This window comes from Paraeggerthella sp., from assembly GCF_048427265.1.
GTDB classification, from domain to species: domain Bacteria; phylum Actinomycetota; class Coriobacteriia; order Coriobacteriales; family Eggerthellaceae; genus Paraeggerthella; species Paraeggerthella hominis.
Genome location: NZ_DBFOSR010000005.1, coordinates 1 through 17065, shown reverse-complemented (window position 1 = coordinate 17065; position 17065 = coordinate 1). Strand labels below are relative to the sequence as shown.

General features: G+C 64.5%; 14 protein-coding genes. 10 read left to right on the top strand and 4 right to left on the bottom strand.

The window, feature by feature from the left end; genetic code table 11:
* Positions 1-66: 66 nt before the first annotated feature.
* Positions 67-2214, bottom strand: a complete 2148-nt coding sequence (locus ACMNI9_RS00420) for a diguanylate cyclase domain-containing protein (protein ID WP_418830231.1) — start codon at positions 2212-2214, stop codon at positions 67-69.
* 321 nt (positions 2215-2535) lie between these two features.
* On the opposite strand from ACMNI9_RS00420, the gene ACMNI9_RS00415 reads away from it, so the two are divergent.
* From ACMNI9_RS00415 to ACMNI9_RS00400, 4 genes are read left to right on the top strand one after another with little or no spacing between them, the layout of a single operon-like run.
* Positions 2536-3267: an amino acid ABC transporter ATP-binding protein gene (locus tag ACMNI9_RS00415; protein ID WP_114567931.1), complete on the top strand. Its 732-nt coding sequence runs from the start codon at positions 2536-2538 to the stop codon at positions 3265-3267.
* Positions 3268-3275: 8 nt separating this feature from the next.
* Entirely contained in the window at positions 3276-4109 is an 834-nt protein-coding gene (locus tag ACMNI9_RS00410; protein WP_418830229.1) for a transporter substrate-binding domain-containing protein, read from the top strand.
* Entirely contained in the window at positions 4102-5250 is a 1149-nt protein-coding gene (locus tag ACMNI9_RS00405; RefSeq protein ID WP_418830227.1) for an amino acid ABC transporter permease, read from the top strand. The genes ACMNI9_RS00410 and ACMNI9_RS00405 overlap by 8 nt, the downstream gene beginning before the upstream one ends.
* A complete protein-coding gene (locus tag ACMNI9_RS00400) occupies positions 5247-5909 on the top strand; it encodes an amino acid ABC transporter permease (RefSeq protein ID WP_418830225.1) in 663 nt (220 codons plus the stop codon). Before ACMNI9_RS00405 ends, ACMNI9_RS00400 begins: the two co-directional genes overlap by 4 nt.
* 88 nt (positions 5910-5997) lie before the next feature.
* Here ACMNI9_RS00400 and ACMNI9_RS00395 read toward each other — a convergent pair whose 3' ends face one another.
* On the bottom strand, positions 5998-6477 hold the full coding sequence (locus ACMNI9_RS00395) for a hypothetical protein (RefSeq protein WP_418830222.1): 480 nt from the start codon (positions 6475-6477) through the stop codon (positions 5998-6000).
* Between the two features lie 463 nt (positions 6478-6940).
* On the opposite strand from ACMNI9_RS00395, the gene ACMNI9_RS00390 reads away from it, so the two are divergent.
* Complete coding sequence (locus ACMNI9_RS00390) at positions 6941-9460, top strand: DNA topoisomerase I (protein WP_418830219.1); 2520 nt, start codon at positions 6941-6943, stop codon at positions 9458-9460.
* Positions 9461-9584: 124 nt separating this feature from the next.
* Here the strand turns inward: ACMNI9_RS00390 and ACMNI9_RS00385 are convergent, their stop codons facing one another.
* Together ACMNI9_RS00385 and ACMNI9_RS00380 are read right to left on the bottom strand one after the other, a co-directional pair.
* Positions 9585-10184, bottom strand: coding sequence for a FumA C-terminus/TtdB family hydratase beta subunit (locus ACMNI9_RS00385; protein ID WP_216529809.1), 600 nt, complete (start codon positions 10182-10184; stop codon positions 9585-9587).
* The gene (locus ACMNI9_RS00380) at positions 10181-11062 is read right to left on the bottom strand and encodes a fumarate hydratase (protein WP_418830216.1); all 882 of its coding nucleotides are present in this window, start codon (positions 11060-11062) and stop codon (positions 10181-10183) included. Before ACMNI9_RS00380 ends, ACMNI9_RS00385 begins: the two co-directional genes overlap by 4 nt.
* 273 nt (positions 11063-11335) lie before the next feature.
* Here ACMNI9_RS00380 and ACMNI9_RS00375 point away from each other — a divergent pair, with 273 nt between their 5' ends.
* The 5 genes from ACMNI9_RS00375 to ACMNI9_RS00355 all read left to right on the top strand — a co-directional run.
* Positions 11336-12490 (top strand): NAD(P)-dependent malic enzyme, encoded by a 1155-nt coding sequence (locus ACMNI9_RS00375; protein WP_418830214.1) that lies wholly within the window; start codon positions 11336-11338, stop codon positions 12488-12490.
* 4 nt (positions 12491-12494) lie between these two features.
* Positions 12495-13268 (top strand): dTMP kinase, encoded by a 774-nt coding sequence (tmk, locus tag ACMNI9_RS00370; RefSeq protein ID WP_114567938.1) that lies wholly within the window; start codon positions 12495-12497, stop codon positions 13266-13268.
* A gap of 3 nt (positions 13269-13271) precedes the next feature.
* The gene (gene holB / locus ACMNI9_RS00365; RefSeq protein ID WP_418830212.1) at positions 13272-14447 is read left to right on the top strand and encodes a DNA polymerase III subunit delta'; all 1176 of its coding nucleotides are present in this window, start codon (positions 13272-13274) and stop codon (positions 14445-14447) included.
* 11 nt (positions 14448-14458) lie between these two features.
* The gene (locus ACMNI9_RS00360) at positions 14459-16012 is read left to right on the top strand and encodes a PSP1 domain-containing protein (protein WP_418830210.1); all 1554 of its coding nucleotides are present in this window, start codon (positions 14459-14461) and stop codon (positions 16010-16012) included.
* A gap of 15 nt (positions 16013-16027) precedes the next feature.
* Positions 16028-17065, top strand: a 1038-nt coding sequence (locus ACMNI9_RS00355; RefSeq protein ID WP_418830207.1) for a nicotinate phosphoribosyltransferase, incomplete at its 3' end; no start/stop codon positions are given.

The following is a 17065-nucleotide window of genomic DNA, read 5'->3' as shown; positions in this document are numbered from 1 at the left end:
CGGCTTGCGGTTCTTGTCGGTTTCGGTTTGCCGGCGGGTTTCCGGCGTCCTGTCGATGCGCAGAGGCTAGAGGACGAAGAAGCCGCTTTTGCCCGCTCGCTTCGCTTCGTACATGGCCTTGTCCGCCTGGTCGTACAACTCCAGGTAGCTCTCGCCGCCCCGTGCGCGCACGGCTCCGATGCTCACGCTGAAGGGAAGACCCGCCTCGGCTGAAGCGGTCGCTACGCGCACGAGCAGCTCTCGGCAGCGTTTTTCAAGCGCATCCGCGCTGACCATCCCGGCCAGGCAAACGGCGAACTCGTCGCCGCCGAAGCGGCAGACCAGGTCGTCTTCGCGAAAGGTTTCCTTCATCATGCTGGCCAGCAGGCACAGCGACTCGTCGCCCGCCTTGTGCCCGTAGGTGTCGTTCACAACTTTGAAGTCGTCGATGTCCACTACGACGAACGCGCCCACGTTGTTTCGGTCGACCAGCGTTTGCGCTTCGTTTTTGAACGCGCCTACGCCGAGCAGCCCGGTCAGGCCGTCGCGTTCGGCAACCGCTTTCAGGCGGTCTTTTTCGGCACGGGTGATCTCGAGGGCTTTCGCGCGGTTTCGCGCGTAGCCTATCGACAGCGCGATGATGACGCTTGCCACGACAAGGCTGATCAACGCGATCTCTTTTACGTGCGCTTCGGCGAATTGCACGAAGGTCATCTGATTCTCCTGCAGGGCTTCGGCGTAGATGCTGTCGTTGACTATCCCGACGGGCATCTGCCGGATCGCCTCGTTGAACACGCGCAGCAGGCGATGGTCGCTCGAGGACGCGAACGCGAAGCAGATGCTGTTCTCTTCGTTGGGGTTCATGTAGGCGGTGACGTTGGGATAGCTTTCCATGTTCTCGAAGTAAGGCCCGCTGTAGCCGTCTGCGTACGTGTAGTCGGCGCGCCCGGTGTCGACGGCTTCGACGCAGTCTTCAAGCGTGTTGCAGACGAGCGCGTTCTCTCGGTCCGCTTCTTCGCAGGTCGCGCTGCGGATCAACGCGGCGCGACCTTCTGTCAAATTGGAGGCGTTGACGCCGCTGCGAGTTACGATCCATTGGTAGGACGAGAGGTACGGGGTGCTCAGCGACAGGTTGTGCTGGTGGGCGAAGGGGAAGTCGTGCACGATGCCGGCTATGGCGTCCAGGTCGAACTCCTGGATAGCTTCGTCCCAGTTGAGTTCGCCCGTAACGGGGACGATCTCCAGGGAGAGCCCCGTGTACTCGGCGATGTAGTCGAGCACCGCTTTCGAGGCACCCACGGGCAGCCCGGTTTTTTCGTCGACGTCTTGGACGGGCGCCGCGCCCGCCAGATACCCGACGCGGATCGTGCCGGCTTGGGCAACGAACGCGCGCATGTCCTTGGCAAGCCCGGTCGATCCCTGGTGCGTGTCGAAGTGCTTCGCGTACAGGTCGTGCTGCAGCATCGGCTCGGCCCTGTCGATTTGAACGATGGCCTCGTTGAGGGACGCGACGATGTCTTTCTCGCCTTTCGAGGCGGCGAAGTAAAACGGATTGGAGGCCATGGACGCCACGACGTGCATGCCTTCGATGGGCGATATGTCCACGCCGGTAAGCACGTCGGCTTTTCCCGACAGCACGGCGTCTATCTGCGCTTGGATGCTGTCGCACTCGACGGCTTCCATCTGGATGCCGTTTGCGTCGCAAAACATCTGGGCGCCGGAATGGGACTTAGGGGATGGTCCGTTGAACGCGACGCGGAGTTTTTCTTGCAGGTAGATATTGGTTTCGGTCAGATTGTCGTTGGAGCTGGCGGCCAGCAGGGCAGAGGTGGCCGCTCCGTACGAGTTGGTGGCGTAATCGAACTGCTGCGCCAGCGAATCGTTGTACGCCATGGCTCCCATGATGTCGATCTCGCCCGCTTCCATCATGGCCAACAGGGTGGTGAGCTGCTCGTTGATGCTTCCTTCGGCCTCGACGAATTGATAGCTCCATCCGGTGTACTGCGCCACTTGCTCGAGGTAGTCGTAGGTGTAGCCCGAATAGGAACCGTGTCCGTCCGATTCCGACAATCCCGGCTGGATCGGCCAGCCTACGCGTATGATGCGGTGGTCGGATACGGCGTCGGCGGATCCGTCGTGCGCGATGGCGGTTGCAGGCAGCGAGCACGCCGCGATCATGGCGACCGTCGCGATGGCGGCCCACGTCCTTGCAAGACGCGAAAGCATGTTTTTCATGCACCGGCTCCTCGCCCGATTCGGTTGCGCCGTTTCCTCAAACGATTAATTAGTATAGCAAAGGTAATGATTAAAAGTAATCGCTCGGTCGCATTCCCTTCGCTGGCGGGCTCGCAGCGGCAAGCGGTGCGGGTCGGGGCGGGGTTTCGCCTCGGGTTGCACGGCCGTTTACCTTTCGAGCGAGCCGTCAAGGTTTCGTAACCTGTTCTCCTCTCAGGGGCGTGGTCGCTTTGATACCATCGAAGCATTCAGATCATCGATGGAGGGTGCAAGGCGCGTTCGCGTCCGGCCCCCCGCAGGGCGAAAGCGTAGGTGCGGGGCGTGCAAAACGCAATTTCAGTTCAAAACATCGTGAAGAGCTTCGGTGCGGTCGAGGCGCTCAAAGGAGTTTCGCTCGAGGTGGCTGAGGGCGAGAAGGTCGTCGTCATCGGGCCGTCGGGTTCGGGCAAAAGCGTGCTGATCCGATGCATCAACGGGTTGGAGGTTCCCGATTCGGGGACCATCGTGGTCGAGGGCATGAACCTGGGCGATCGCAAGGTGAACAGCCGGGCGCTCGCGCGCGACGTGGCCATGGTGTTCCAAAGCTACAACCTGTATCCCCATAAAACCGTGCTGGAGAACGTCACGTTGGCGCCCATCAAGGTGCTCAAGGTGCCGAAGGCCGAGGCCGAGAAAACGGCGCGCGCCTATTTGGAGCGCGTGGGGTTGATCGACAAGGTGGACAAGTACCCCGATCAGCTGTCGGGCGGCCAGCAACAGCGCGTGGCCATCGCGCGCGCTCTCAACATGCATCCCAAGATCATGCTGCTCGACGAGCCGACGAGCGCGCTCGATCCCGAAATGGTGCAGGAAGTGCTCGACGTCATCAAGTCCCTGGCGGAAACGAACATGACCATCGTCATGGTCACCCATGAGATGGGCTTGGCGCGCGAAGCGGCCGACAAGGTCGTGTTCATGGAAAACGGCCTGGTGGTCGAGCAGGGCAGTCCTCGGTACATCTTCGACGAAACGGACAACGAGCGCATCAAGAGCTTCTTGTCCAAGATCTTGTGAGGCGCATCGTGATCACAAGACGGACATTCTTGCGCGCATCCGCCCTGGGGGTAGGGTCGATCGCGCTGTGCGGGGCGGCGGGCTCGCTTGCCGGGTGCGCGTCCGGCGCGGACGTGCTGCGCGTGGGCACCAAGATCGACGTGCCCTCGTTCGGCTTCCAGAATCCTGAAACGGGCACCATCGAGGGCATGGAAGTGGACATTGCGCGCGAATTGGCGCGTCGCATCAAGGGCAGCCCCGACGCGTTGCAGGTGACCGGCGTGAACGTGACCACGCGCGGGGCAATGCTCGACAACGGCACGCTCGACGCCACGTTGGCTACGTTCACCATCACCGAGACGCGCAAGAAAAGCTACAATTTCTCGCGTCCGTACTACACCGACCATATCGGCGTGCTGGTGAAGAAGTCCTCGGGCATCGCCGATCTTGCCGGGCTTGACGGCAAGACGGTGGGCGTGGCGCTTTCCGCCACGACTCGCGAAAAGCTTGCGCAGGCCGGCGACGAGATTGGTATCCACATGCGCTTCGCGGAGTACTCCACCTATCCCGAAATCAAGATAGCGCTGGTCACGGGGCGCGTTGATGCGTTTTCGGTAGACCGGTCGATCCTGAACGGCTATGTGGACGACTCGACCATGCTGCTTACCACGCAGTTCGCTCCGCAGGAGTACGGCGTGGCCACGAAGAAGTCGAACGTCGAGCTGGCGGCGCAGGTGGACGACGCTATCGCCGCCATGCAGGCCGACGGCACGCTTGACGAGCTGTATGCGCGCTGGGGCCTTTCCGAAGACGGGGTTTCAGGCGGCGCCGCAGCTGCGCAAGGGGGCGGATCGCATGCTTGATATCTTCGCTCCGTTCAAGTGGGAGGCGCTTTTCCAGCGTTGGCCCGACATCTTGTCCGCGTTCGGCATGACCGTCGGCATTTCCGTGCTCGCGCTGCTTATCGCACTGGTTCTGGGCGTGGTGTTCGGCGTGCTGTCCGTGTCCCGCATGCCGGTGTTTCGCTGGATCACGCGCGTGTACGTGGAGGTCGTGCAGAACGTGCCCCTGCTTTTGCAGGTGTTCGTGTTCTACGCTATATTCCCGCTTCTGGGATTGTCGCTTGCGGCGTTCTGGATCGGCGTGCTGGCCATCGGCATCTATCATGGCGGCTACATTTCGGAGGTCGTGCGTTCGGGCATCGGTTCCATCCATCGCGGCCAGTTCGAGGCGGCGAAAAGCCAGGGGTTCTCGTACTGGCAGACCATGTTCGTGATCATTTTGCCGCAGGCGATTCGCATCATCATGCCGCCTTTGGCGGTGCAGGCCGCCAACCTTGTGAAGAACACGTCGGTGCTCGCGTTGATCGCGGGTGGCGAGCTTATGTACTTCGCGAACTCGTTTGCGGGATCCACCAGCTACTACGGTCCCGCTTACGTGGTTGCCGCCATCCTGTACTTCATCATCTGTTTTCCGTTGTCGCGCTTGGCGCTGTATCTGGAGCGTCGGACGCGCGCGCATCGGCACGTGGCTACCGGGGACGCGACGGAAGAGCTGTCCGAGGACGTGCTCGAAGTCACGCCGGGATCGCACGACATCACGGGTCGTGCGGCTGCCGACGCCATGGCCGGCGGAGTCGACACCATGCTGGGCACGGTCGATATAGCGCCTGCTCGCGTGGCTCCGTCGCCGCGCCATCCGCTGCACGTGCTGGGCGAAGACGCAGACGGGGCGATGCAAGGCGCGCGTGGGCCGTTTGAGCAGGCGTTCACCGGAAAGCAAGCGGCTGAGATCGCAGACGACATCGGCCGGGAGATCGCGCAGGAGATCGTCGCGTCGTGCGCAGGCGACGAAGCGTGCGCACGACGCGCCATGCACACGAGGACCGGCCGCTCGAGGGCCCTGCGCCGCTTGGAGCAGCGACGCGCTGCCGCTCGCGAAGAGGCGGAGCGTTCGGAGCGCAAGGGCGCGACCGATGAAGAAGGACGGGAGGAGGACCGATGAGCGATATCGCCGCTCTGTTCACGTGGGTGAACATGCGCTTTCTCCTGCAGGGTTTGGGGATGACGCTGCTCATATCTGCGCTCGCCATCGCGTGCTCGGTGGTGCTGGGAACCCTCATCTCGGTTATGCGCACGTCGAAGAGCCGCGTGCTGCGCGGCGTTGCGACCGTGTACATCGAGGTGTTCAAGAACACGCCGCTTCTGCTGTGGATCATGTTCACGTTCTTCGTGGCGCAGCTGCCGCCCATCGGCGCAGCCGTCCTGGCCTTCACGCTGTTCACCAGCGCCAGCGTGGCCGAGATCGTGCGCGGCGGCTTGGCGAGCGTGCCGTTCGGGCAGTACGAGGCCGCGAAGAGCCAGGGCTTTTCCGGGGCGCAAACCTATGTGCTGATCATCTTGCCGCAGGCGCTGCGCAACATGGTTCCGGCGCTGCTTTCCCAATTCGTGACCACCATCAAGGATACGAGCTACCTGTGGGGCGCCATGGCTCTGCAAGAGCTCATGGGCCGCGGCATGATCCTCATGAACAGCTACAACTCCACGGCTCAGATCTTCGTCATCTTCGGCATCATGGCTCTGGTGTACTTCGTGGTGTGCTTCACGCTGTCCCAGATCGTGCGTGCGTACCAGCGAAAGATCAAGCAGGCTCGCACCGCGTAGCGTCTTTGCGCTTCGGGGCGGGTTCCAGACACGCCGACACGGCCGGGGCGCGAGTTCCGGCCGTGTCGCTTTGGCGCCGTAGGGCCTTCTACTGCAGGGATCCTAGCAGGGGCAGGTACTGCTGGGCGCTTTCGGGAACTGTCAGCGTGATGCGCTGCCCGTAGGCTTCCACGGTCACGTAGCCGGGGTTGTCGTACGTGGTGACCGACGCTTCCACTCCGCCGTACGTGCCGCCGAACGAACCCGTCGGCGATGCCTCTGCGGGCAACGAGGAAGCTTTCCAGCTGTCGATGTTCAAGCTGGCCACGGCTTCTTCCACCTGCGCCGTGCTCAAACCGGTTGCGTTGGCGATGGCCTCGCTGTTCGCGGCAAGGGCGTCTTGCACGTTCGACTTGATGCCCGATGCGTCGATGGCCGCGTTCGCGGCATTGTTCTTCACGTCGCTGACCAGCGATGAGACCGGATCCGAGGCAGAGCCTCCGCTTGGGGAAGGCGCCATGAGCAGGGCGACCGAGCCAGCTATGAGCAGGGCGATGAGTCCTAGGAATACGCCGAGAACTTTCTTCATCGAAGGTGTCTCCTTTCGAGCTCGGGCTACGAGGGCGCCGCCGGTGGTGCGTTTTCTGGATCGGATGGAGAACGGCTGTTGGGCTGTTCGGCGGCCATCCCGAACCATAGCCTATACGAGAATCGATCGCTTCATGAAACGTCCGCTCCATCTTCAGAGCCTGGGGACGAAATCCCCACTCGATTTCCGGAACTGGCCCTTCGGCCGCGAAGCGCACGCCGTGCGACGCCTGCCGCACAGCGGGCCAGCGCCCGCGCGAAGGGCGTCGGGTTCGTTTCGGCTTGGGTAAAGTTCTCCTCCCTTCGCTCAAAATCGTGTATGCTAGCGTCTATTGCGTCGCGGACGGCGCGTCGCAAGCGCGCTTTTGCGCGTTTTCATCCCCGCACACGTTAATAAATAGGTGGGGCAACCGTGTGAACGATGCGAGGCCGCCAAGGCGGCTGGTTAGACAGGAGGGAACCGCGTGAAGCTGGTGGTAACCGAGAAGAACGACGCGGCTCAGAAGATCGCCGATTTGCTCGGCGTGAAGAAACCGAAGGCGGACAAGGTGTACTCCACGCCGGTGTACCGATTCGACGTCGAAGGCGAGGAATGGGTGACCATCGGCCTGCGCGGCCACATCCTGGAGCCCGATTTCACTCCCGCCATGGTGTACAAGAAGCGCGGCGGCTGGCAAGGCGTCACCGAGGAGGGGGAGACGTTTCCCGCGGACCTGCCCGACACGCTTGCGAAGCCCCCTTTCAAAAAGAAGAAGCCCTTCACCGAGGACGGCGTGGAGCTGAAGGCGTGGAAGATGGATGCGCTTCCGTACTTGGTGTACGCGCCCATCAAGAAGCTCCCCAAGGAAAAAGAGATCATCCGCTCCTTGAAGAACCTGGCGAAAAAGGCCGACTCCATCGTGATCGCAACCGACTTCGACCGAGAGGGCGAACTGATCGGGAGCGACGCCCTCAGCTGCATGCAAGAGGTGAACCCGACTGCGCCCGTGTCGCGCGCGCGGTATTCGGCGTTCACGAAAGAGGAGATCACGCATGCGTTCGACAACCTGGTCGAGCTTGACGTGAACCTGGCGAGCGCCGGCGCGTCGCGCCAGGACATCGATCTTATCTGGGGCGCGGTGCTCACGCGCTACCTGACGCTCGTCAAATTCGCAGGGTACGGCAACGTGCGCTCGTCCGGCCGCGTGCAAACGCCCACGCTCGCGCTCATCGTGGCGAAGGAGCGCGAGCGCCTTGCGTTCGTTCCCGAGGACTACTGGGTGATCCGAGGCGCGTTCGGGGCCGAACCCGACGCGTTCGAGGCGCCGCATGCCACCGCGCGCTTCAAGAGCGAAGCCGAGGCCAACGCCGTCATGGCTCACGTCGACGGCGCGGCAAGCGCCACGGTGGCCTCGATCGAGAAGCGCAAGCGCACGGTGCAGCCGCCGGCCCCGTTCAACACCACGTCGCTCATGGCGGCGGCGTCCGCCGAAGGCCTGAGCCCTGCGCGCACGATGCGCATCGCCGAGAGCCTGTACATGGACGGCTACATCTCCTATCCGCGCGTCGACAACACGGTGTACCCGTCTTCGCTCGATTTGGCGGAAACCGTGAAGGCTATTTCCGGGAATCCGGCTTACGCGCCGTATTGCAAAGAGCTGTTGGCGAAAGACCAGCTCACGGCTACGCGCGGCAAGAAGGAGACGACGGACCACCCGCCTATCTACCCCACGGCAAAAGCCACTCCTGACGACCTGGCGCCCGCCGACTACAAGCTGTACAACCTGATCGCGCGCCGGTTCCTGGCCACGCTGTCCGAACCTGCCGTGGTGGAGGGCACGAAGGTCACGCTCGACGTGAACGCCGAGCCGTTCGTTGCGAAGGGCGACGTGCTGGTGAAGCCCGGGTTCCGCGCGATCTACCCCTACGGGCTGAAGAAGGACGAGCAGCTGCCCGTCCTTTCCGAGGGGCAGGCGATCGCGTTCGGCGGTGCCACCTGCACGAAGAAGCAGACCGAGCCGCCCGCGCGCTACAGCCAAGGCAAGCTCATCCAGGAGATGGAGAAGCTGGGCCTGGGCACGAAGTCCACGCGCCACGCCATCATCGAGCGCTTGTACACGGTGAAGTACATCCAGAACGACCCCATCGAACCCAGCCAGCTGGGCATGGCCGTATGCGACGCGCTCGACAAGTTCGCCCCGCACATCACGCACCCCGAGATGACGGCCGAGCTGGAAGAGGAGATGGACCGCATCGCCGAAGGACGCACCACGAAGACCGACGTGGTCACCACGAGCCGCAACCTTCTGGCCGAGCAGCTGGCCAGCTTGCTGCCGCATTCGGAGGAGGTTAAAGATGCCCTAGCCGACGCCGTGGCCGCCGACGCGTACGTGGGGCCGTGCCCGAAATGCGGCAAGGACCTGCAGCTGCGCGCGTCGCAGAAGACGCGCAGCATGTTCATCGGCTGCGCTGGCTGGCCCGATTGCGACGTGACCTACCCCTTGCCGAAGGGCAAGGTGGAGGCTGTGCCCGAGCCGTGCCCGACCTGCGGCATGCCTCAAGTGAAGGTGACGGCGTTTCGCTCGAAGCCGCGTACCATCTGCATCGATCCGCATTGCTCCACCAACAAAGAACCCGACGTGGTGGTGGGCGAGTGCCCGGCCTGCAAGGAGAAGGGCATCGCCGCGAAGCTGATCGCGCAGAAGAACCCCCGCACCTTGAAGCGCTTCATCCGCTGCGAGAACTACGACGATTGCGGCACGGGCTACCCGCTGCCCCAGTACGGCGCCCTTGCCGCCACCGACGAGGTGTGCGAGCACTGCGGCGCGCCGATGGTCATCGTCACCACGAACCGCGGTCCCTGGAAGCTGTGCCCGAACTTCGATTGTCCGGGCAAGGAGCAGGACGAGGCGAAGGGCGCCAAGGGCAAGGCTCCCGCCAAGAAGGCGCCTGCGAAAAGCAGCGCCAAGAAGGCTCCGGCGAAGAAGCCGGCTGCAAAGAAATAGCGTGATCGCGAACGACCGATCCTAACGTCGAAGGGCCCCGCATGACGGGGCCCTTCGACGTGGATGACGGCTGCTCGGCTTCCGCTCGCTCGTGCCGCAACGCGCCGGTCCGATGCGTTGCGGGCTACGCTTGCGCGTTCTCGATGGCGCGGTACAGGTCGGTCCCCTGGGCGTCCACCGCCACGAAGCAGGGGAAGTCTTGCAGCGTCAGGCGGCGCAGCGCCTCGGTCCCCAGGTCTTCCCAGGCTATCGTCTCGCTTGCGACCACGTGGGTGGCCAGCAGCGCGGCGATGCCGCCGACTGCCGCAAAGTACGCGCTGCCGTTGCGCACGCAAGCGTCGATGACGTCGGCTGCGCGCTTTCCCTTCCCGATGCACGCGATCACGCCCGCATCCATGAGCGCGGGCGTGGCGAAGTCCATGCGGCTCGCCGTGGTGGGACCCACCGACCCAAGGGGCCTGCCCGCAGCGGCAGGGGTGGGACCGGCGTAGAACAGCGTCTGCCCTTCTAGGTCGTACGGCAGGCGCCCGTCCGCGCGCAGCGCTTCGAGCGCGCGCGCATGCCCGGCGTCGCGCATGGTGTAGACGGGTCCTGAGAGGCGCACTTCCTGCCCGGCCTTCAGGCGGCCGACCTGCTCGCGATCAAGGGGTAACGTCAGATGGACGGCGCTCGGCTCGCTTTGGTCCGCAGGGGCGTCGGATTCGCAACGTGAAAGCTCGTTCATCGTTCATCACTCCAGGAAATCAGCTCGACGGATGCGGTTCGCATGGCGCAGCAGCCCATGTTCACGGCTACGGGCAGCGCGGCGATGTGGCAGGGGGCCGTTTCCACGTGCACGGCCAAGGCGGTGGTCGAGCCGCCAAGGGCTGCGGGCCCTATGCCGGTTGCGTTCACGGCGCGCAACAGCTCGTCTTCGAACCGAGCCGTTTCGGGCGTGGCCGCCGGGCTTCCGATCGGCCTGAGCAGCGCGTGCTTCGCCAGGCCCGCCACCTTGTCGAACGTGCCGCCTACGCCTACGCCGACGATGAGCGGGGGGCACGCGTTCGCGGCCTTCTCGCGCACGCATTCGAGAACCGTTCGGCGCACGCCTTCGGCTCCGGCTCCCGGAGCCAGCATGACCACGCGGGAGGCGTTGTCCGACCCGCCGCCTTTCAGCATCACGTGCAGGGTGGCGCCCTTTCCGGGACGGAAGCTGACTTCCGTGAACGCCGGAGTGTTGTCGGACGTGTTGGTTCGGTCGGTCAGGGCGTCGCGCACCACGCTCATGCGCAGGCGCGCGTCCGCGTAGGCTCGCGCGACGGCGTCGTTTACCAGCGAAAGCGCGTTTCCGGGCAGCATGAGGTCTTCGCCGACCTCCAGGCTGACCCAGACCGTGCCCGTGTCCTGGCAGATCGGCACGCCGTCCTGCTGCGCGATGCGTGCGTTTTCGAGCACTTGGCCCAGCACTGCCCGCGCGCGCGGCTCGCGTTCCGTTTCTCTCGCGCGCTCGATGCCGGCTCGAACGTCTTCGCGCAGCGTCACAGCGCATTCGACGATGCTTTGGTAGACGGCGTCGGCCACCGCTTCAGCGGTCGGCCCCGGCTTTCGTTGCGGGTGCGTCATAGGCGGTTCTCCTTCGCTTGGGGTTCGGGCTATTCTACCACGGAGGCGCGGCGCGGCCGCGCCGCTCGTCTTCGGGCGCCGGCTTCCCCCGGACGGTCGATGCTGCCGGCATGCCCGCGCCGCCGCATGCCGCCAGGCCTCGTTTCGGGCGCGCATGTGTTTTTTGCATCAGCGCGGCCCAAGAAAGCGCCTCCGGCAGCGCGGGGCCGCCCCTCCCGGCGCGCGAAGGTATATAATTGTTCGCGATCGCCGAAATCAGCCGAAGGATAGAGCATGAACTTGAACGAAGAATCGCTGCGCTTGCACAAGGAATGGCGCGGCAAGCTTGATACCGTCCCGAAGATGGACATCGCAACGCGCGAGGCCCTGTCGCTGGCCTACACGCCGGGCGTAGCGGAGCCGTGCCGCAAGATCGCGGAGGATCCGCAGGCTGCGTACGAATACACGATGAAGGCGAACACCGTCGCCGTGGTCAGCGATGGCAGCGCCGTCTTGGGTCTGGGCAACATCGGGCCTTTGGCGGCTATGCCGGTCATGGAGGGAAAGTGCGCGCTGTTCAAGGCGTTCGGCGGCGTGAACGCGGTGCCGTTGTGCCTGGACACGCAGGACACCGACGAGATCGTCGAGACCGTGGTGCGCCTGGCCCCGTCGTTCGGCGGCATCAACCTGGAAGACATTGCAGCTCCGCGCTGCTTCGAGATCGAGCAGCGCCTGATCGAGGCGCTCGATATCCCGGTGTTTCACGACGACCAGCACGGCACCGCCATCGTGGTGCTGTCGGGCGTCATCAATGCGCTGCGCTTGACCGGCAAGCGCAAGCAGGACTGCCGCGTGGTGGTCAACGGCGCGGGGTCGGCGGGCATCGCCATCGCGAAGCTGCTTTTGAGCTACGGGTTCCGCCATCTGACGCTGGTCGACCGTTGCGGCATCATCTGCTCGAAGTCCCAGGGCGTCAACGAGGCCCAGCGCGCCATGCTGGAAGTAACGAACCTGTCCGACGCCGAAGGCTCGCTGGCCGACGCCTTGGCAGGCGCCGACGTGTTCGTGGGCGTGTCCGCGCCGAACCTGGTCAGCGCCGACATGGTTCGCTCCATGAACGACGACGCCATCCTGTTCGCCATGGCCAATCCCGATCCTGAGATCTACCCGGACGTGGCCAAGGCCGCCGGCGCGCGCGTTGTGGGCACCGGCCGCTCCGATTTCCCGAACCAGATCAACAACGTGGTGGCGTTCCCCGGCATCTTCAAGGGCGCGCTCGAGGGACGCGCGACGCGCATCACCGAGGCCATGAAGCTGGCGGCTGCCGAAGCGCTGGCCGGGCTCGTGTCCGACGAGGAACTGTGCGAGGACTTCATCATGCCCGAGCCGTTCGACCCGCGCGCAGTGGAGTGCGTGGCGAAGGCGGTCAAGGACTGCGTGGAGGATTAGCGGCATGCCCGAAACGCAAGATCTTGCCCCGCGGGGCATCTTCATAACGTTCGAGGGGGGCGAAGGCGCCGGCAAGACCACCCACATTCGTTTTCTAGCAGAAGCGCTGCGCGCGCACGGTCGCGAAGTGCTGTGCCTGCGCGAGCCCGGCGGCACCGACATCGGCGAGCAACTGCGTGCCGTGGTGCTCGACCCGCGCAATGTCGCCATGACCGACGAAGCCGAGCTGCTGATCTACGAAGCCGCGCGCGCCCAGCTGGTGAAGCAGGTTATCGCGCCTGCGCTTGCGCGCGGCGTGGTGGTGCTGTGCGACCGGTTCACGGATTCCACGGTTGCCTACCAGGCATACGGTCGCGGGCTTTCGCGCGAATTCGTGGACGGGGCGAACGCTTTTGCCTGCCAAGGGCTGCGGCCCGACCGGACCATCCTCATGGCCACGGGCGGCACGGCGCGCACGGGTCTTGCGCGGGCGACGCATCGCGGCGCCGATCGCCTCGAGCGCGCGGGCGAAGAGTTCCACGCGCGCGTGAACGAGGCGTTCATGGACATCGCGCGACGCGATCCCGATCGTGTTCGCGTAGTGACCTCGGCCGATCGCAAGTCGCGTACCGCTTCGGCTGTGTTCTCGCAGTTGAAGGACTTGTTTCCCTGGATGGCCGACGTCGAGCAGCGCGACCCTGCGTTTTTCGATCGCCTGGATGTGAAGCGCAGCCAGGTCGGTCGCGCGGGGCTACGATCGTCCGCCGAAAGCGCGCCGGGCGCGTCGCAGGGGGTCTGATCCGTGGCCGACGCGTTCGAGAACATACTGGGGCAGCCGAAGGTGCGCGAGTTCTTGCGCGCCACGGTATCCCAAGACAAAGTGAGCCATGCGTACCTGTTCACGGGTCCGGCTGGGTCGAACAAGACGCTTGCGGCCTACGCGTTCGCCCAGGCGGTTCTGTGCCCGAAGGGTCCGCAAGGCCCGCGCGGCGGCAACTGCGGCGCATGCGACGCGTGTCGGCGCATCATGCGCAAAAAGCATCCTGACGTGCGCTATTTCGCGCCGGAAGGTGCCAGCGGGTACTTGGTGGAGCAGATTCGCGACATCGTTTCCGACACGTCGTTCGCTCCCATTCAGGCCAAGAAGAAGATATACATCCTCGATCGCGTGGACCTTCTGGGCGTGCAGGCGGCGAACGCGTTTCTCAAGACGCTCGAAGAGCCTCCGTCGGATGTCGTGCTCATCCTGCTCGGCCGTACGCGCGAAAGCGTGCTGCCCACCATTCTCTCGCGTTGTCAGGTGGTGCCGTTTCGCACCATCCCGGCCAGCGAAGCCGCCGGCATCATCGTGCAGAATTCGGGCGCCTCGCTCGAACAGGCCCGCATGGCGCTCGAAGCATGCAACGGGTCCATCACGCGCGCCGTGGAATTCCTCAAGTCCAACGAGCGCTTGGGCTTTCGCCGACGCGTGCTCGAAGTGGTCGGCTGCCTGCGCAAAGCGGACGATTGGGACGTCATCGGGTTCGCAAGCGAGCTGGTGGTACTGGTCAAGGCGCCGCTCGACGTGGCGCGGGCCGAACAGGAGCAGGAGCTGGCCGAGAACGCCGATTTCCTGGCGAAGTCGGCCATCCGTCAAATAGAGGCGCGCAACAAGCGCCAGCTGACGGCGAAGACCTTCGAGTCGCTGCGGCATCTGACCGCCGTCGTGCGCTCGTGGCTGCGCGACGTCGTGGCCGTGTGCGCGGAAACGCCGGAGCTCGTCATAAACGTGGACGTGCGCGAGTCCATCGCCGAAACAGCGGCGGTTACCGACGAGGCGCGCGCTGCCGCGGCGTTGGCGTGCGTGCGTCGCTGCGACGAGGCTATCTCGTATAATGTATCTCCCGAGACGTGCATCGACGCGATGCTGTTCGAAATTCGTGACACGCTGTACGGTCGCGCGCCCCATGCTTCGGGCACGTCGACCCGGATAAGATAGAGAGGTGCGCCATGGTTCGCATAGCGCCTGTTAACCTGTACTACAATCCCAAAACGCTCTGGTTCGACGCCGGGGACCTCGACGTGCGCACCGGCGACGGCGTGGTGGTGTCCACCGCGCGCGGAATCGAGTTCGGTCGGGCTTCGGGCGATGTGTTCGAGGCTGACGAAGCTCAGGTGAAGAAGCTGAAAAGCCCGCTCAAGCCGGTGAAGCGCATCGCTTCGCCCGAGGACGAGGCTCAAGCGGCCGCCATGGAGCGCAAGAGCGCCGAGGCTCTTCCCGTGTTCAAGGAGATGGCCGCCGAGGCAAGCGCCGACATGCACCCCGTTTCGGTGGAGTACCTGTTCGACGGCGACAAAGCCATCTTCTACTTCGAGGCGGAGGAGCGCGTGGACTTTCGCGAGCTGGTGCGAAAGCTGGCCTCGTACTTCCATGTGCGCATCGACATGCGCCAGATCGGCGTGCGCGACGAAGCCCGCATGGTGGGAGGGCTGGGCCATTGCGGCCAGGAGCTGTGCTGCAAGCGCTTGGGCGGCGAGTTCTGCCCCGTGTCCATCCGCATGGCGAAAGAGCAGGATCTTTCCCTCAACCCGCAGAAGATCTCGGGCGTGTGCGGCCGCCTTATGTGCTGCCTGCGCTACGAATTCGATGCCTACAAGGATTTCAAGAGCCGCGCGCCCAAGCAGAATTCTCAGGTGGAAACCCCTATCGGCACGGCCAAGGTGATCGATCTGGACGTGCCGCGCGAAGTGGTGACGCTCAAGGTCGACGGCGAGAAGCCCGTGAAGGTGCCCCTGGCTGATTTCGATCCGCCCGAGGAAGGCGTGCAGCGCCCGAAGGTGGTGGGCTCGGAGGCTTGGGAGAACGCGACGGCCCAGGCGGCTATCGGGGTTGCCGGGGAGTCCACGGTATTCGCAACCTCGCAGCTGACGGGCTCGGACAAGCTGGCCGATCCTTCCGCCGTGCGTCGAACCGGACGCGGTGGGCAGAAGCCCGCGCGCGGCGGGTCGAACGGAAACGGCAAGCAGCAGGGGCGCAATGGCGGGGGTCGTGGCGGCTCGAACAAGGTTTCCGAGTCCGGTTCGCCTTCGGGCCGCAAGCCGCGCCGTCGTCGTTCGACGAAGGTCGGGGGAGAAGCGGGCGCCGCCGAGGCGGTCGAAGCCCCCAAGCGCCGCCAGAGCCAGGGCAGCCAGCAGAAGTCGCAGCAGCCGGGTCAAGGCCAGAAGAAGCAGGGCGGCTCCAAGAAGCAGCAGCCCCGCACGTCCGATGCCAAGAAGCAGCAGCCACGTTCGGGCGAGGCCAAGCAGCCGGCGCGCGCCGGCGACGCCAAGAAGCAGGGGCCGCGTCCCGGCCAGAAGTCGTCGGGCTTGCGTCAGCAGAAGCCCCAGCAGAAGTCTCCGCAGAAGCAGGGCGGTGCTCCTCGTCCGGATCGCAACGCAAGCGACCAGGGCAAACCGGCAGGCGAAGGCGGGCATCGCCGCGCGCGTCGTCGCAGCCACCGGTCGGGAAGCGACGGCTCGTCGAGCGGATCGAACGGCTCTGCGGACAACGCCAGCAACAGCTAGGAGGGGCAAGATCTCATGAGGATCGATTACGAGCTTCTGACCGATCTGTACCAGTTGACCATGGCTCAGGGGTATTGGGAAACGGGCCAGGGCGACACGCAGGCTTGCTTTCACATGTATTTTCGCGATTACCCGTTCAAGGGCGGCTATGCCGTGGCATGCGGCCTGGCGCAGCTGGCGGACCTGGTCGATACGTTCGAGTTCACGGACGACGATGTCGCGTATCTGGCCTCGCTCGATGCTCCGGGCGGCGGGTCGTTGTTCAAGCCGGAGTTTCTCGACTACCTGAGAACCTTCAGGCTCAACGTCGACATCGACGCGGTGCCCGAAGGAACCATCGTGTTTCCCCACGAGCCCATCGTGCGCGTGGTCGGGCCTATCATGGATTGCCAGTTGGTGGAGACCGCGCTGCTCAACTGCGTGAACTTCCAGACGCTTATCGCAACGAAGGCCGCGCGCGTGTGCCTGGCCGCTCAAAGCCCCGTGGCCGAGTTCGGCTTGCGCCGTGCGCAGGGCGCGGGCGGCGGCCTGTGGGCTAGCCGCGCCGCCGTGGTGGGCGGATGCGCGTCCACGTCGAACGTGCTGGCGGGCAAGCTGTTCGACCTGCCGGTTTCGGGGACGCATGCCCATTCGTGGGTCATGTCGTTTCCCGACGAGCTCACGGCTTTCCGCTCCTATGCCGAGGCGTTTCCGAAGAACTGCGTGCTTCTGGTCGATACCTACGATGTCGAGCAGGGGATTGAAAACGCCATTACGGTTGGTCTCGAGATGCGCGACCGCGGCGAGCGTTTAAGCGGCATTCGCATCGATTCGGGCGACTTGTCGTGGCTTGCGAAGATGGCTCGACGCATGCTTGACGAGGCGGGTTTGAGCGACTGCGGCATCGTCTTGTCGAACGATTTGGACGAATATGCCATCCAGTCCATTCGCGACGAAGGCGCTCAGGTGAGCTCATGGGGCGTGGGCACGAAGCTTGCCTGCGCGTACGACCAGCCCACCTTGGGCGGCGTCTACAAGCTGTCCGCAACGCGCGCGCCGGGCGACGCGGCATGG

Coding starts and splice junctions, on each gene's coding strand:
- ACMNI9_RS00420 (WP_418830231.1), bottom strand. CDS start 2,214: ATGAAAAACATGCTTTCGCGTCTTGCAAGGACGTGGGCCGCCATCGCG.
- ACMNI9_RS00405 (WP_418830227.1), top strand. CDS start 4,102: ATGCTTGATATCTTCGCTCCGTTCAAGTGGGAGGCGCTTTTCCAGCGT.
- ACMNI9_RS00400 (WP_418830225.1), top strand. CDS start 5,247: ATGAGCGATATCGCCGCTCTGTTCACGTGGGTGAACATGCGCTTTCTC.
- ACMNI9_RS00395 (WP_418830222.1), bottom strand. CDS start 6,477: ATGAAGAAAGTTCTCGGCGTATTCCTAGGACTCATCGCCCTGCTCATA.
- ACMNI9_RS00385 (WP_216529809.1), bottom strand. CDS start 10,184: ATGAACGAGCTTTCACGTTGCGAATCCGACGCCCCTGCGGACCAAAGC.
- ACMNI9_RS00380 (WP_418830216.1), bottom strand. CDS start 11,062: ATGACGCACCCGCAACGAAAGCCGGGGCCGACCGCTGAAGCGGTGGCC.
- ACMNI9_RS00375 (WP_418830214.1), top strand. CDS start 11,336: ATGAACTTGAACGAAGAATCGCTGCGCTTGCACAAGGAATGGCGCGGC.
- tmk (WP_114567938.1), top strand. CDS start 12,495: ATGCCCGAAACGCAAGATCTTGCCCCGCGGGGCATCTTCATAACGTTC.
- ACMNI9_RS00360 (WP_418830210.1), top strand. CDS start 14,459: ATGGTTCGCATAGCGCCTGTTAACCTGTACTACAATCCCAAAACGCTC.